This is a genomic window from Desulfobulbaceae bacterium (genome assembly GCA_013792005.1).
In the GTDB taxonomy this organism is placed as follows: domain Bacteria; phylum Desulfobacterota; class Desulfobulbia; order Desulfobulbales; family VMSU01; genus VMSU01.
On record VMSU01000084.1, the window covers coordinates 1 to 14,002 of the forward strand.

The window sequence follows — 14,002 nt, forward strand, 5'->3', positions numbered from 1 at the left end:
CAGGGCAGCAATCGTCCCTTGGGTAAAAGTCAGGTTGGGGTGTTGATATTTACCTTGGGCTTGGCGCACGGCCTCGGGATCAATTTCAAGACCGTAGACCTGCTTGGCTTTACGGGCCAGGAGTTCCGAGCCGTAGCCTTCCCCTGATGCGGCATCAAGCACCACCTTGTTAGTGATCAAGTCGCGAACAGCCTGATATCGTTGGTAGTGCTCGATTTCGAGTTCGCCGTCGAGACCTGCGCCAGGGATGAATCGTTCGCCGGTAAAATCCATTTTTTCTTCCTTTGTCAGCTGCTTTTAGGCGATTGACCCTGATGTGCAAATCTGCTACCTTGGATCGACCGTTTTACATACCAACCACCGAGGTTACACGATGGGTTTGAAATCGATTGTGAATAGTATTTTTCGTACCGGACCGCTTTGGTCTATCCGTAGAAAATTAAATATTAAGGTAGATAATAAATTAAATGAATTCATCCAACCAGTAAATTCCGCCGTTTGCGAAACCAAAGAGCTTCAGCATAATGCGATAAGGCTGATTCATGACTCATGGAATCTGGCCGTGGTCAATCATAATCAAGTCATTGCCAATCAGGATAACGCTTTTTATCATAGTTGGTTCTCCTTGGTGTATCCATCGTTTACGCAAACACTTGTTCGGATTGCCGGCGATGACTATCAGGACATCGTGCCATACTCCCACCTCCTGCTGATGGAGATTGCCAGAAGTTATCTCCGTCAGGGAGGGCTGTGGCAGCTTGATTATGAAATCGCCAGGTTCAAAAGTACTGCAAATCCTCAATCGGCTCAAAACCACCCATTAGGTAGTGAAAATCGGAATCGGATGAAGATTTTGGTGGTGTCCGGGATGTTTCCCAGCATTGACCACGGAGGTGGACTGCGTCTTTTTGACATTATCTCCGAGTTAGGCGGGAATCACGATATCGATTTATTTTCAATTTATACACCCAAGATTGATGAGTATTCACGGACCCTTCTTGCAGGTCTTCTTGGTAAAATCAAATTGGTGGAAGAGCAGGCCTTTTCCTCAGAAGCGCTCATCCCCTGGCTTGCCGAAATTGGCAGGACTCCGGGGTACTATGATGTTATCCAATGCGAATATCCGTTGAGCGTCAAGTTGGTTGATGTTGTACGACCTTTTGGCCGGAAGGTTGGGTTTACCTTCATGGAGTGTATCACCAAGAGCTATCTGATTAAATTGCGTAATGCCATCTCTGACAAGGAGTTCAGTAATATGGGGCGATTGGTTCAATCGTTTTGGGAGTTTGCTGTCGAGGAGTTTAATGGCGCCCGCGATACTGATTTTCAGATCGCCGTGACTCCGGAGGACGCCGACTTTATCGAGGCGGTAAGCGGTATCAGGCCAGAGCTTGTCCCGACCTGTCTGTCGCCTTCTCAGGTGCTTAGCCGAATTGAGGCGTGTCAGGATGTTGTGCCTGATGCCGACACGGTTGTGTTCTTGGGATATTTTAATCATTTTCCTAATATTGATGGGATGAAGTGGTATTTGCGCTATGTACATCCCGAGGTCAAAAAGAGGGTTCCCTCATGTCGCTTTTTGGTGGTTGGCGCGGGTGATATCAGTGTCTTGCAGGAGTTAACCTGTGGCGATGCGTCGGTTGTCTATACCGGTCGGGTAGATGATATTACCCCATACATTATGAAGGGCAAGGTTTGCGTACTGCCTTTAATTTCTGGGGCCGGGATCCGCGGTAAGCTCAATCAGTATTCTATCGCTGGACGTCCTTCGGTGAGTACCACTATCGGCAATCTCGGATTGAACTACCAAGATGGCGAGGCTGTAATAGTTGCCGATACCCCGGAGGCATTTGCGGATGCAGTTGTCCGTTTGTTGACTGATGATGCTGCAAATCGTTCCATTGCAGTTAAGGCACAAGCCTATGCCCAGGCGAATTTTACCTGGGAGAGTCATATTGCCCATCTGCTCGAAATTTATCGGGCGTGATTGATGTTCTATTGGTGTAGATGGGTTCGGCAAAGCATATTTCAATATCATGAGTTTTGGATGGATCGTCATGGATGAACAATCAATTTCTCCCGCCCTTAGCCTCTGGCGTTACTTTCGCAATAAGGGACGGAATGCTTGGTGGGTGCTGAAGACTAAGGGCTTTCGCGGGGTGTGGCGCAACGTGGCTAACGAACTTATGTGGCTGTCCGGTCGGTATACCATTCATCAGGCCAATGCCGAAGCGGCGCGTGGTGTCCAGGAGGGCAAGGTGCCGAAGGTTCCGGACTCTGCCTTTGTCAATAGACGTAAAGTGCTGCCGCCAAGCCCGAGGCCAACCCAATTACGAGTTGTTCCTGGCTTGGCTCCGGAAATGGATCGGACTGCCATCGGTCAGGCTATTTTCCGGATTAAAGAGGAACTCCGCAGTTCCAGTGCAATCAAAGGCAGACTGAGCCATGACGATCAATGATACCGTAACGGTCATCACCGTTACCTACAACAGCAAGCCTTTTCTTCGCGACTACTTTGATTCCATTCTTGCCGCAGACCGTAGCGGTCTTGAGCTTGAAATCATCGTTGTTGATAATGGCTCTTCTGATGATTCCCCGGCATGGATCAGGGCGCATTATCCTGCTATCCGGGTGTTAGGCAATGACAGCAATAATTACACCCGGGCGCTGAATCTAGCAATTCGTGAGGCATTGAGTGATTTTATCCTGATTTCCAATAACGATGCCCAGGTGAAGGCTGGTTGGATCAAAGGACTGGTGGATATCGCGAAAAGTGACGCCAGAATCGGAGCGGTGCAAAGTAAGATCCTCTTCAGCGATGGGCTGAAGATAAACAGTGTTGGCGTGGCCGAGATTGAGCAATTCTATTTCAAGGACATTGGCTTTGAGGAGGTCGACAACGGACAGTATGATCGCCCACGCCAAGTTGATTTTATCACCGGCGGTTCGATGCTCTTGAAGCGGGAGTGCCTAGATGATGTTGGTCTGTGGGATGAGGAGTTCATCATGTTTATGGAGGATGTGGACTACAGCCTCCGTTGCCGGGCCAAAGGCTGGCAGCTCTGGTGTGCGCCAACGAGTGTTATGCACCATCGGTATCACGGATCATCTTCTCAGGAGCTGTGCGAGTATCTCTGTACCAGAAATCGGTTTTTGTTTATTGCTAAACATTATCCTCAACGCTTAGCCGATAGTATTATCTCTTCGCATTTTTATAAAAAAGGGCATATGGATCTCCTCTATCGGAGCCTGCTTCATGCCATGCAGCGGTTATGTGTCTGTCAGCCGACGGCTGTGGTTCTTGCGGTGCTTGAGGCATTGAAAAAATCACTGGTTGAGGTTATGGGCGCAGTAAGCGCCCATAATTTTTTCTCTCACCTGGAATTGTTGCTGGGGTTGCGCAAGATCAGGGTTGGTATTTATGATCATGCCTGTCATTTCGCTGGTGGTGGTCAACGATATGTCGCTGAAATGGCCGCCATCATGCAGGATCGGTATGATGTGACTTATATCGCCAACAAGGATATGGATTTGGCGAGTTACATGGAATGGTTTGGCCTTGATCTCTCCCGATGTGCCTTAAAGGTCATCAAAATTCCGTTCTTCGAGAAGCGGGAGCGGTTTGTGCCGGACGAAGGCATGGTCCTGGGTGAGTCGTACAATGTGTTTGATCTTATTGCAGAGGACAGCCTGTCTTATGATATTTTCATCAATGCCAATATGCTGGGCAAGGTCAACCCTCTTTCCCTGACCTCACTCTTTGTCTGTCATTTCCCTGATCAGCCCAAAGCACCATTTTTTCAGGTGGATAAGTATGATCAGCTGATTACTAACGGCGATTACACTGGGTACTGGCTGGAAAAGAGGTGGGGGATGATAGCGACTCACAAGCTCTATCCCCCAGTGAACATGTATAACCCAGCCAGCTCCCCGGTGAAGAAAGAGAAAATTATTCTCTCAGTCTCGCGGTTTGAAGTGAGCGGCAGCAAGAAACAATACGAACTGGTCAAGGCCTATGCCGAGATGTATCGTAAAAACCTAGAGGCTATGGATGGCTGGAAATTTGTGTTGATCGGCGGCAGTTTTCCAGATAATCATTATCTCGAGTTGATACGTGATGCGGTGGATAAGGCTGAATGTCCGATTGAAGTCAGGCCTAACGCTACGGTTGAGGAGACCCGGGATGCTTACCGTCAGGCAGCTATTTTCTGGCACGCCTGCGGACTCGAGGAGTCTCGACCGGAAAAGGTAGAGCATTTTGGCATGACCACGGTGGAATCGATGCAGAATTATTGCGTACCCATCGTGATAGACGGGGGGGGGCAGCGTGAGATTGTTGAGCAGGGGGAATGTGGATTCCGCTTTTCTAACGTCGACGAACTACAGGAATTTACCCTACGTTGTGTTAATGATCCAGATTTACGACAACGGCTCGCTCAGCGGGCCTTTGAGCGAAGTCACCTTTTTGATTGTGATGTATTCAAGGATGGGGTTGAGATGATTCTTGGTGAGATGGTGGCCGTACTCTTAGGGCAAGATGTCCTATGATAGCGGATGGGGAAACGTAATAGAGAATAATGTCCTTGGAGACAAAACTATGCCCGGCATCAAAAATCAAACCCAATTTTGGCCATCCTATCTTATCCTTGAATTGACAACGCGGTGTAATTTGCGTTGCTTGATGTGTGCGATTAACCAAGACCCTCGCATCCAAAAGGGAGGAGAATGGTATGGTGATTTAAGTCTCGATGCCTTTGACAATCTATCGAAGGTCATGTCAAAGATTAAGCGGATTGACTTGAATGGGCATGGCGAGTCGTTGCTCAGCCCTCATTTTTTGCCAGTATTAGAAAAGGTCAAACAGCATGGGGCCTATGTCGGCATCACCACAAACGCCTTGTTGATGGGGAAGGAGATTGTAGAGTCCATTGTTCGGAATAAAATGGATGAAATTATTGTCTCGATCCATGCCGCTACAGCGGAAAGCTATGCCAGTATCTCGCGCGGTGGGAAATTAGATGAGCTGATCGCTAACCTCAAAGCCCTCAATGCTTTTAAAGAAAAATATAATACGATGCTTCCGGCAGTACGATTTAATTTTGTCGGGATGAAGGGCAATATCGGTGAACTTAAAGGCTTAATTCGTTTAGCCGTTGATCTAAAGGTTGAGACCATTACTGTTCTGCCACTGGCGGAGTATGATTCTGTCAGTGGCGAGGCCCTCCAGTCGAGCGATTTGGCTGCCTATATTCCCAATGCGCTTAAAACGGCAGATGAGTGTGGTGTGAAATTATATGTTCCCAAAATATATCTTGATCAAATAGGTCTGGTCCAACAGCATGAACCGGGAGGCGAGAAAAAGAGAAGTCCACTTAGGAATAAAATTAAATCGATATTCAAAGGACTGTTACCCAAACCAAAACCGCACGACGGCGATACCGAATTGATTAGAGATTGCACGGACCCATGGGACTTCTTTTTTGTCATGCAGAGCGGGAGGATAAGACCCTGTTGTGTCATCGAAGAGAACATGGGGAACCTGTCAAAACAACAGTTTGAAGAAATATGGTTCGGTGAAAAATATCATAAATTACGGAATGATATTCTTAATAATACCCCTCCTCCCCAATGCAAGACTTGTATCAACCGTCCTTTCACAACATTGGCGGAATTACGGGCCAAGGTGCAGGGAAAAGTTTCACCGGCTACCTGATGGGCTGTGCAAGGGGACAAAAGGGAAAAATTGTACTATATAATCTTCTCATTAGAAAGTAGATGAATCCCCCTGTTGATCGAAGGATGGTCTCAGTCGCTAAGGCCATAGGCATTTTGTTTGTGGTTGCCGGCCATATACCCGGCATCGGTTTCTTTCCGTTTCTTCCCTATACCTTTCACATTCCACTTTTTTATTTTCTCTCGGGATTAGTTTTTAATCCTAGTACTTATCTGGGGTACCCCATCATTTTTATTAGGTGCCGAATACGTTCTTTATTATTGCCTTATTTTGCTTATAACATCATCTTTGCGTCTATCACGGCAGGATGTAAAGTCTGGCCAGGGATATCATTTGAATCCCAACGATGGAATGTCGCTAGGATGCTATTCGTCGAGCCGTTTATCTCCGGGCACCAATACATGTTGTTTGCACCGGGGTGGTTCCTTTGCTCTCTTTTCTTGGTTGGTCTGGCCTATCTCTTTATAGCTCGGATGTTGGAGCGTTTCTTAGTAAGGGAACCGTTGCGATTTTTTTTCTTTTGCACCCTTGCTGTGGTTGGTATGGAGTACGGGAGACTTGCACCCGAGTCCAAGTTCTTCAATCATTACCTCAATATGGTGATAGCAAAAAATCTGATAGGGTTGTTCTTTTTCTATCTTGGAGGGCGATTCAGAGAGGTTGCCAATTTGGCATGTTTGCGCGACTCGAGGATCATGGTTCTTGCCATTGCTGTGCAGATATATTGCATTACCCATTATGCTGCCAATTTTTCAACGGCCATGAATAATTATCCATCAATTCCTTCGTCTCTACTTACCTCTCTGTGTGGGATTACGTTTGTCATTTTTGTTTCCACACGGCTGGCTCATAGCGACCAAGCGAGAGATGGATGGTTAATTTCTATCGGCGAACAGAGCCTACATGTACTTGCCTGCCATTTATTCGTGTTTCACCTTTTAAATATCATGTTCCTCGCCTGGCACGGCGAGTCTCTCCAGATTCTCTCCCGCGAGTTTTATTATGTATACGATCCCCAACGTTTTTGGCTGGTTTATCTCTGTGCTGGTATTGGGGTACCGACTGTGCTGGCAATCTGGGCCAATCGCTTGCGTGGAGTATTGGTTCCCCGGTAGTGACCGAGGCTTTTTCTTTTGATAATTTTTCTTCTTCTCAATAAGTTATTTAAGAAAACCATCCTATTGCCACGCTGTCGGCCTTATGACTCAAGTTGCATGAAAAACTTATTCCGCCTGTCTTCTGATGAATAACGAACGAAGGCAAATCAAGGTGTTGTATTGAAACTATGACCTTTGCCTCGCTTCCTTTTCTCTCTCTCTTTTTGCCGTTCAGCCTGGTGCTGGTTCTCATCCTCGGCAAACGACTTGCTAATCCTTCCTTGTTGCTGGCGAGCCTTCTTTTTTATGGCCTAAACGATATCCAGGGTCTTCCTGTGCTAATCGTTTCTATCCTCTGGAACTATGGAGTTGGTTTTGTCCTCAGCCAGGGAGGAACCCGGTGCCGGATATTTTCGTTATCCTTGGGGACAGGGGGGAATCTCCTGTTGCTTGGATTTTATAAGTATGCTGACTTTTTTTGGGAGTCACTTGGCCGATTTATGCCATTTGTTGCTCAGGAGTATACTCTCCCTGGGATTCATCAACCATTAGGTGTCTCTTTCTTTACCTTCCAGGCCATCTCTTATTTGATCGATCTTTATCGCAACACAATTAAATTTGATCGAAATCTCTTTCGCTTTGGCCTTTATTTAGCCATCTTCCCCCACCTCATTGCCGGACCAATTATCCGTTACGGCGAGATCGCCGGTCAATTGCTTAGTTGTCACATCACAGTTGAGCTCTTTGCCAGAGGGTTGCGTCGATTCATAAAGGGATTAGGTAAAAAAATGCTGCTTGCAAACTTGTTTGCTGGTGTTGTTGATCGGATTTTTTCCTTGCCAGTAGATCAGTTGGGTCTGTCAACTGCCTGGTTTGGAGCTTTCCTCTATAGCCTGCAGATTTATTATGATTTTTCCGGATACACCGATATGGCGATCGGTATTGGCATGCTGTTCGGGTTTCAGTTTCCGGAGAATTTTAACTACCCATACGCCGCCTCATCCATCCGAGATTTTTGGCGGCGTTGGCACATTACCCTCTCTTCCTGGTTCCGAGACTATCTTTATATCCCCTTGGGAGGAAGCCGTGGTAGCACGATACGCACCCACTTGAATCTGATCCTGGTTTTTGTTCTTTGTGGGCTCTGGCATGGGGCAAGTTGGAATTTTCTGATATGGGGTGGGCTGCATGGCATGTGTATGGTGGCGGAGCGTATAGGTCTTGAACAATTGCTGGCCCGCGGCTCTCGCCTTCTTCAACATAGTTATGTCCTGGCAGTCTTGATGGCTTCTTGGGTTTTGTTTCGAATGGAAAATATGTCAGAGGCCTTTCTCTATCTTCGCTGTATGTTCTGGCCGTCTGGGTCAACCATGCTATCAGCCTATCCTCCCGGGTTTTTTATGAACATTGAACTCGGAATGGCCATCGCAGTTGGTGTCATGTTTTCTTTCCCCTGGTGGCGTGCCATAACCCGAAAGGGTGGAATGGGGATGAGATGGATGAATGGTTGGGGCTTGGCACTGGGGGGTACTATGGCTGTCGACGGAGTGCTTATCCTTATTTTGGTTGCTGGTTTGATGGAGATTGCTGCCGGTGGCCATCATCCATTCATTTATTTTCAGTTCTGATGGACATGGGGCAAAAAAATAAAAATACCCTTTTTTGTATCTTCGTTATAGGTTTGCTGTTAGTCCCGGTGAGTGGGTTATTTTTTCAACAGGACAAGAAGATGGCTGAACAGGAGAGGCGTGTCCTCGCGGAGATGCCGGCACTGCCTAACTCATGGCAGGATGTGGCTAGGTTTTCTGCCGCCTTCTTGCGGTTCTTTAACGATAATTTCGCCTTTCGCCGACAGTTGATCGCTTGGCGCAGTGCGAGTAAGGTCTTGGCCCTTGGCGTAAGTTCTCATCCCGATGTCGTTCTCGGCAAAGAGGGATGGCTTTATTACGATGCGGAGCAGCAACTTGCCGATTATCGTGGACTCCATCCCTTGACTGATACGGATTTGCTGAAGACGGTGCGGGCTCTGGAAAATCGAGTTGAGCTTCTTGATCAGGTGAAAATTCCCTACCTCCTTGTCCTGGTTCCGAGTAAGCACACCATCTACCCGGAATATCTTCCTGACCGATTTGCCAGGGTCAAGGCGAAAACCAGACTTGACCAAATTGTTGAGGCACTGAAAGTCTCAGGTCGTGTTCCTTTTATTGATCTCCGAGACTCCCTGCAAGGGGCTAAGTCAACGGGTCTTCTGTATTTTAAAGCCGATACCCACTGGAACCAACGCGGTGCCTTTCAGGGGTACAGGGAGGTGATGAAGGCTGCCCGCCAGTGGTTGCCAACCGTCCCCATCCTCGATATTAATGCGGTCCGATACGACATTGGCCCATTAAGGGAATATGATTTAGCCAATTTTCTTGTACTGAACTGGTATTTTCGGGAAAAGATGCCGCTGGTGTCTGTTCTCTCCCATAAAGGGGCCAGAGATACGGAGTTTGATCCTCTGCTACAGGGAATGATTGACAACAGTCAACCTCCAGAGCGCCAACCTTTTGGTTATTCAAATCCAGAAGGAGAAGGGCGGGTCGTGGTTTTCAGGGACTCATTTGGTTCGGACATGGTACCCTATTTGGGGGAGAGTTTTAAAGAGAGCCTTTATATCTGGAATAAGATGAGCCCTAACCTCCTTCTTCCAATCCTACGCGGAGGTTTCTGGCCCGACTTGGTAATCGAAGAGGTTCTCGAACGGCTTGCCGATTTTGATTGATGGGACCGTCAAGGGTTTTCCGGGGGGAGATGTTGATAAGTCCGATTTCTTTAGATTGTGGCGAGATGTGTAAGGGGGCAGGGTCTTTGTCGGATGGTAGTGCTTTTCGTAGATTGATCAGGGGGTAAGGAGATCCTTGAGGTAATGACATTGACAACAATAGTCTGCCCTGCTAAATCATTGTTAATGAGGATAATATTATGGTTGCTGGGGGGCAGGTCCTGGATTCCTTAATTGCTCTTGGCACGGAAGGGGCGCGGGTTGGGTCTTTTAGTCGTTGTCAGTCACAGTTTTCATAGCCGTTGAGATAGAAGAGAGAAGAGATGGGTTTAGCACGCGAAGGCTTAGAGTTCATCGGTGAGGTCTACGAACGCCGCAAGCAAATTTACGACCTCACTCGTCGAGATTTTAAGGACCGCTATTCGGGATCTTTTCTCGGGATGATGTGGGCTTTCCTTGAGCCCTTGGCCATGATGAGTATCATGTGGGCGGTGTTCAGCCTGGGATTGAAAGTTCAACCCAGTGGCGACATTCCTTTTGTGGCCTACCTCTTCACCGGGCAGGTGGCGTATAATTTCTTCTCTGATGCTGTTGGTGCTTCTGCTGGGGTGATCAGGGCCTATTCATTTCTGGTTAAGAAGGTTAAATTCCGGATTGCTATCCTGCCCATTGTCAAGATTAACTCTGCTATCATCATCCATGGCATATTTCTTATGATTGTCATGGGGATCATTTGGGCAAGCGGTGTTAAGCCCAGTTGGTACTGGTTGCAGACTTTCTACTATATGTTTTCACTGCTTTTTTTACTTCTGGGACTCAGTTGGCTGTTTTCGGCGCTTGGGGTCTTTGTTAAGGATATCGCTAACGTCATTCAGATTTTCATTACCTTCGGCTTCTGGTTGACCCCGATATTCTGGGAGAAAACCATGGTGCCTCCAGAGTATCAGGTCTATCTCTGTCTCAACCCGATGTTTTATATTGTTCAAGGCTACCGGGACAGTTTTCTCTACCATGTGCCGTTTTGGGAGCATCCGGTTAACACTCTCTATTTCTGGGGGGTGGCGTGGCTTGCCCTTTTATCCGGTATCCTGGCCTTCAAAAAACTAAGACCTCATTTTGCCGATATCTTGTAATCGAGCAGTCCCTCCCAATATCCCTTCCAATAAGCTGATATCAGTTCCGGGCGGCGACGTAGCATCCCAAAGACAATCACTGCGCCCGGCAGTTTGATCAGGGTATTGAAGGCCATGAAGACAAGATATTGATACCACGTGGCCCAGCGGCGCATGAACCAGACTCGGTTTCTGGAGAAGTAATAGACATAGTTCCGGCTCTGAAATCCGACAGTTGACGAGACCTCATGGATCAGTCTGGCTGCCGGGACATAGGCCAGGGTAAAGCCCTTTTCGATGAAACGCTGGCAATAATCTGTATCCTCGTAATAGAGGAAGTATCGTTCATCCATCATGCCCACCTCACGGATTGCCTGTGCTTTGATTAGCATGGCGCAACCAGAAAGGCACGGCACTGCAAGCGCAGGCCCATCTCCATCGTGGCGGGAGTCCATTACCTGACTCGGTCCGCCCTTCCACCAGTTCATTCGCGCCCCTCCATACCATACTGCATCTCCTTGACCGTTATCGCGCAGGATCTTGGGTCCTACCATGCCTAAGAGTGGATCATTTTCCAGTTCCTTCAGCAGGATGTCGATGAAGTCATGTTCTGTCCAGGTGTCCGGGTTCAGGAGGAGGATATAGTCAAGCTCTTGCTCCATGGCCTGGGATATTCCTAGGTTGCATCCCCCGGCGAAGCCGGTGTTGGCGCGGGGAACTATGGCCGTGATCTCCGGGTGATCTTTGGTGATAAGGTCGGTTTCGGGAATAGGACTGTTGTCAACTACGATAAAATGAAGATCATTTTTGCAGTGCTGCTTGAGGCTTGTCAGGCAGCGATTAAGCATATCGTGCGCCATGAAGTTGACGCTGACGACTCCTATTGCGGCCATGAGGTATCACCCTTCAGGAGTTGTTGAAGGGTCGCGGAATTTTTTGCCATGCAGAAGAGGTCGGCATTTTCCTGGCGAGCCGTTAATAGTGCGTGCTTGGCGGGTTCCGGGCCATTCAAGTAGTTAATCCACTCATGGGCCTCAGCAAGAATTTTGATGGCAGGGTCATCGTGGAGTGAAATCCCGCGGACAGCCAGTGGCGTGGCAATAATCGGCATCCGATTATAAAGTGATTCCGCTACCTTGATGTTGATCCCGGCCCCACAGCTGATTGGTTGGATCATCAGGTCCACCTCTTGCCATACCTGGTCTAAGTCACGGACAAAGCCGTGTCCGATAATGCGTGAATCATCGTGCATCACAGCACTGCCCTGCCCGTAGAGGTGTAGTTCGATATTATTACCGATGTGTGGCCAGACTTCGTCAAGAAACCACTGCAGGCTGCGGCTATTGGGCCACCACTCGAGATTACCAAGAAAACCAAGGCGTAGCGGCCTGGTTTGACTCGGTCTCTGAGTGCTCATTTCTGAAGATTCTTCGTCGAGGGGAGTGATCAGCCTTGGGTGTGGTTTGTAATCGAAGGAGGGGAGGATGGTAGATATGCTGGCGCTGGGAGCGAATCGGCTCAGGATTTTTCGGTCATCATCAGCGATGGTGACGATCTTGTTCACCTGTCTGATGTGGTCGATCTCAAAATTTTTGAATTTTTCGGCGTCGGCCCGCAGCAGCCGCCCCAGCCAGAGAACGTTGTCGTAGCGTGCAACCTGCTGTTCGTAGAGGCGGTGTTCGATGTTGTGCGAGATGAAAAGAATTCTGGCCTTCGGCGGCAGAAGCTCAAGTGTCCACAGCATTTCAGCGCCGTTGATCACAAAGAGGGAATACGACTGTACCGACAAGGCGGCAAGTACCCTGAACCGGAAGCGCCGGGTCCGGAAATGGTTGACTTTGGCCGGGTACTTGGAAAACTGGGACGCCACAATGTCGAAAACCTGACGCCATTGCCGCCAGATCCGGCTGTGCTGGGGGTGGACAAAGATTTCGTCTACAATCAGTGACGGATCGTTGCGAGTGAGCATGTTCCTGATTGACTCCCGGTAGATAGCCCCGCCATGAATGTAGCGGGTATTTTTCATGTGGGCGAGGATCAGGGCGTGGGACATCGATTTTTTAAAACTTCGTCAAAAAGAGCGGAAAATGATGCGGCGGACGATTGGCGAGAGAAGTTATTTGCGGCAAGAGTTTTGCCTTTTGTTATTAGTTGTTGGGTAAGGTTTTTGTCGGTGTGGATTCTTTCCATTGCTGCTGCAATCTCTTCCGGTGCGTTTTCATTAACAAGAAGCCCTGTTTCTTCGTGGTGGATGGAGTCAATGATTCCTCCAGAACGAGTTGCAATTACAGGAATGCCAGCCATTAATGCTTCGATGAAGGTGAGACCTTGTGCTTCAATCCAGCCTTCAGGTGAGCGCTTGGATGGGCCTACGAAGATATCAGCGGCCTGGTACCAAGAGGGAAGTTCTTCTGCTGTGACCCAACCAGGAAATGAAACCTGATTGGCAATACCGAGTTTTTCTGCGAGACTGCTGAAGAGAAGTTTGTCTTGCCCTTCGCCGATAATAATAGCGGTGATGTCTGGGAGTTTTGGGATGAGCAAGCCAATTGCCTTGAGGAGATCATCAACTCCTTTTTCCATGACCAATCGTCCCACAAAAATGATTAGGGGGCCATTGCCACGCCGGTAGCGATTACGTAGTTTGGCAGATGTACTGCGAGGGACTGCCAGAGTTTGTGCAACTCCCATGGGGATCCGCCGAAGAATCCGGAGGGGTTTACTTAAAAGTTCTTGGGTAGCGTGTTCAGCAACGGAACTGTTAACTGTTGTGGCATCAACATGTTTGAGGGTGAAGCGCTTACATAAAAGAAAAAGCGGGTTGCGGAGTGCAAAAATATCACTACCGTGAATTGTCGTGATGTGGGGTATTTTACAAATGAGGTTGGCAATGACCCCCGTAAATCCTTGAGGAAGAAGGCAGTGGGTGTGGAGTAAACTATATTGTTGTGTCAGCAGTTCTCGAATGATGTTGAATGTCTCTAATAGTAGAAAAGGAAAGATCTTAATATAATCGAAAGGATTGTTTCGCAGATTGACAAGCATACCACCATGGTAACAAACAGTCTCGAGGCGTTCTGGCCAGAGGTACCGAAATCGTTTGATACGCACCCCATCCAAAGTTTCGTTGGATTGTGTTCCAGGAGCATGCGGAGCTAACACTGTAATTTCCCACCCTAATTTCTGTAGGTCTTGGGCAAGGTGCAAGACGAATGGAGTGGTACTGTCCCCTTTCCATCTGGGAAAGTTAGAGGCAACACATAGAATATGTCGGCGTTTAGTGGGGTCTTTCACT

General features: G+C 48.1%; 12 protein-coding genes. 8 read left to right on the plus strand and 4 right to left on the minus strand.

Annotation, left to right across the window (positions count from 1 at the left end; translation table 11 throughout):
* A partial coding sequence (locus FP815_04430; GenBank protein ID MBA3014184.1) for a class I SAM-dependent methyltransferase occupies positions 1 to 273 on the minus strand: 273 nt, incomplete at its 3' end.
* A 100-nt stretch (positions 274 to 373) separates the two neighbouring features.
* Here FP815_04430 and FP815_04435 point away from each other — a divergent pair.
* The 8 genes from FP815_04435 to FP815_04470 all read left to right on the plus strand — a co-directional run bounded on the left by FP815_04435 (position 374) and on the right by FP815_04470 (position 10,728).
* Positions 374 to 1,987 (plus strand): glycosyltransferase, encoded by a 1,614-nt coding sequence (locus FP815_04435; GenBank protein MBA3014185.1) that lies wholly within the window; start codon positions 374 to 376, stop codon positions 1,985 to 1,987.
* Positions 1,988 to 2,057: 70 nt separating this feature from the next.
* On the plus strand, positions 2,058 to 2,459 hold the full coding sequence (locus tag FP815_04440) for a hypothetical protein (protein MBA3014186.1): 402 nt from the start codon (positions 2,058 to 2,060) through the stop codon (positions 2,457 to 2,459).
* Positions 2,446 to 4,548 carry a glycosyltransferase gene (locus FP815_04445; protein ID MBA3014187.1) on the plus strand — a complete coding sequence of 701 codons (2,103 nt, stop codon included), beginning with the start codon at positions 2,446 to 2,448 and terminating at the stop codon, positions 4,546 to 4,548. Before FP815_04440 ends, FP815_04445 begins: the two co-directional genes overlap by 14 nt.
* Positions 4,538 to 5,713: a radical SAM protein gene (locus FP815_04450; protein ID MBA3014188.1), complete on the plus strand. Its 1,176-nt coding sequence runs from the start codon at positions 4,538 to 4,540 to the stop codon at positions 5,711 to 5,713. The genes FP815_04445 and FP815_04450 overlap by 11 nt, the downstream gene beginning before the upstream one ends.
* A 62-nt stretch (positions 5,714 to 5,775) precedes the next feature.
* Positions 5,776 to 6,849, plus strand: coding sequence for an acyltransferase (locus tag FP815_04455; protein ID MBA3014189.1), 1,074 nt, complete (start codon positions 5,776 to 5,778; stop codon positions 6,847 to 6,849).
* A gap of 170 nt (positions 6,850 to 7,019) precedes the next feature.
* Entirely contained in the window at positions 7,020 to 8,459 is a 1,440-nt protein-coding gene (locus FP815_04460) for an MBOAT family protein (protein ID MBA3014190.1), read from the plus strand.
* A complete protein-coding gene (locus tag FP815_04465) occupies positions 8,459 to 9,595 on the plus strand; it encodes a hypothetical protein (protein MBA3014191.1) in 1,137 nt (378 codons plus the stop codon). Before FP815_04460 ends, FP815_04465 begins: the two co-directional genes overlap by 1 nt.
* 323 nt (positions 9,596 to 9,918) lie before the next feature.
* Positions 9,919 to 10,728: an ABC transporter permease gene (locus FP815_04470; protein MBA3014192.1), complete on the plus strand. Its 810-nt coding sequence runs from the start codon at positions 9,919 to 9,921 to the stop codon at positions 10,726 to 10,728.
* Here FP815_04470 and FP815_04475 read toward each other — a convergent pair.
* The 3 genes from FP815_04475 to FP815_04485 are packed head-to-tail and all read right to left on the minus strand — an operon-like array spanning position 10,707 to position 14,001.
* Positions 10,707 to 11,600, minus strand: a complete 894-nt coding sequence (locus tag FP815_04475) for a glycosyltransferase family 2 protein (GenBank protein MBA3014193.1) — start codon at positions 11,598 to 11,600, stop codon at positions 10,707 to 10,709. The genes FP815_04470 and FP815_04475 overlap by 22 nt on opposite strands.
* Positions 11,588 to 12,760 carry a glycosyltransferase family 4 protein gene (locus tag FP815_04480; GenBank protein MBA3014194.1) on the minus strand — a complete coding sequence of 391 codons (1,173 nt, stop codon included), beginning with the start codon at positions 12,758 to 12,760 and terminating at the stop codon, positions 11,588 to 11,590. The genes FP815_04475 and FP815_04480 overlap by 13 nt, the downstream gene beginning before the upstream one ends.
* Positions 12,745 to 14,001 (minus strand): glycosyltransferase family 4 protein, encoded by a 1,257-nt coding sequence (locus FP815_04485; protein ID MBA3014195.1) that lies wholly within the window; start codon positions 13,999 to 14,001, stop codon positions 12,745 to 12,747. Before FP815_04485 ends, FP815_04480 begins: the two co-directional genes overlap by 16 nt.
* Position 14,002 lies beyond the last annotated feature (1 nt).

What these genes read in the sequence shown, in the direction of transcription:
- FP815_04445 (MBA3014187.1), top strand. Translation starts at nt 2,446, where the DNA reads ATGACGATCAATGATACCGTAACGGTCATCACCGTTACCTACAACAGC.
- FP815_04470 (MBA3014192.1), top strand. Translation starts at nt 9,919, where the DNA reads ATGGGTTTAGCACGCGAAGGCTTAGAGTTCATCGGTGAGGTCTACGAA.
- FP815_04460 (MBA3014190.1), top strand. Translation starts at nt 7,020, where the DNA reads ATGACCTTTGCCTCGCTTCCTTTTCTCTCTCTCTTTTTGCCGTTCAGC.
- FP815_04475 (MBA3014193.1), bottom strand. Translation starts at nt 11,600, where the DNA reads ATGGCCGCAATAGGAGTCGTCAGCGTCAACTTCATGGCGCACGATATG.
- FP815_04480 (MBA3014194.1), bottom strand. Translation starts at nt 12,760, where the DNA reads ATGTCCCACGCCCTGATCCTCGCCCACATGAAAAATACCCGCTACATT.
- FP815_04465 (MBA3014191.1), top strand. Translation starts at nt 8,459, where the DNA reads ATGGACATGGGGCAAAAAAATAAAAATACCCTTTTTTGTATCTTCGTT.
- FP815_04435 (MBA3014185.1), top strand. Translation starts at nt 374, where the DNA reads ATGGGTTTGAAATCGATTGTGAATAGTATTTTTCGTACCGGACCGCTT.
- FP815_04455 (MBA3014189.1), top strand. Translation starts at nt 5,776, where the DNA reads ATGAATCCCCCTGTTGATCGAAGGATGGTCTCAGTCGCTAAGGCCATA.
- FP815_04450 (MBA3014188.1), top strand. Translation starts at nt 4,538, where the DNA reads ATGTCCTATGATAGCGGATGGGGAAACGTAATAGAGAATAATGTCCTT.
- FP815_04440 (MBA3014186.1), top strand. Translation starts at nt 2,058, where the DNA reads ATGGATGAACAATCAATTTCTCCCGCCCTTAGCCTCTGGCGTTACTTT.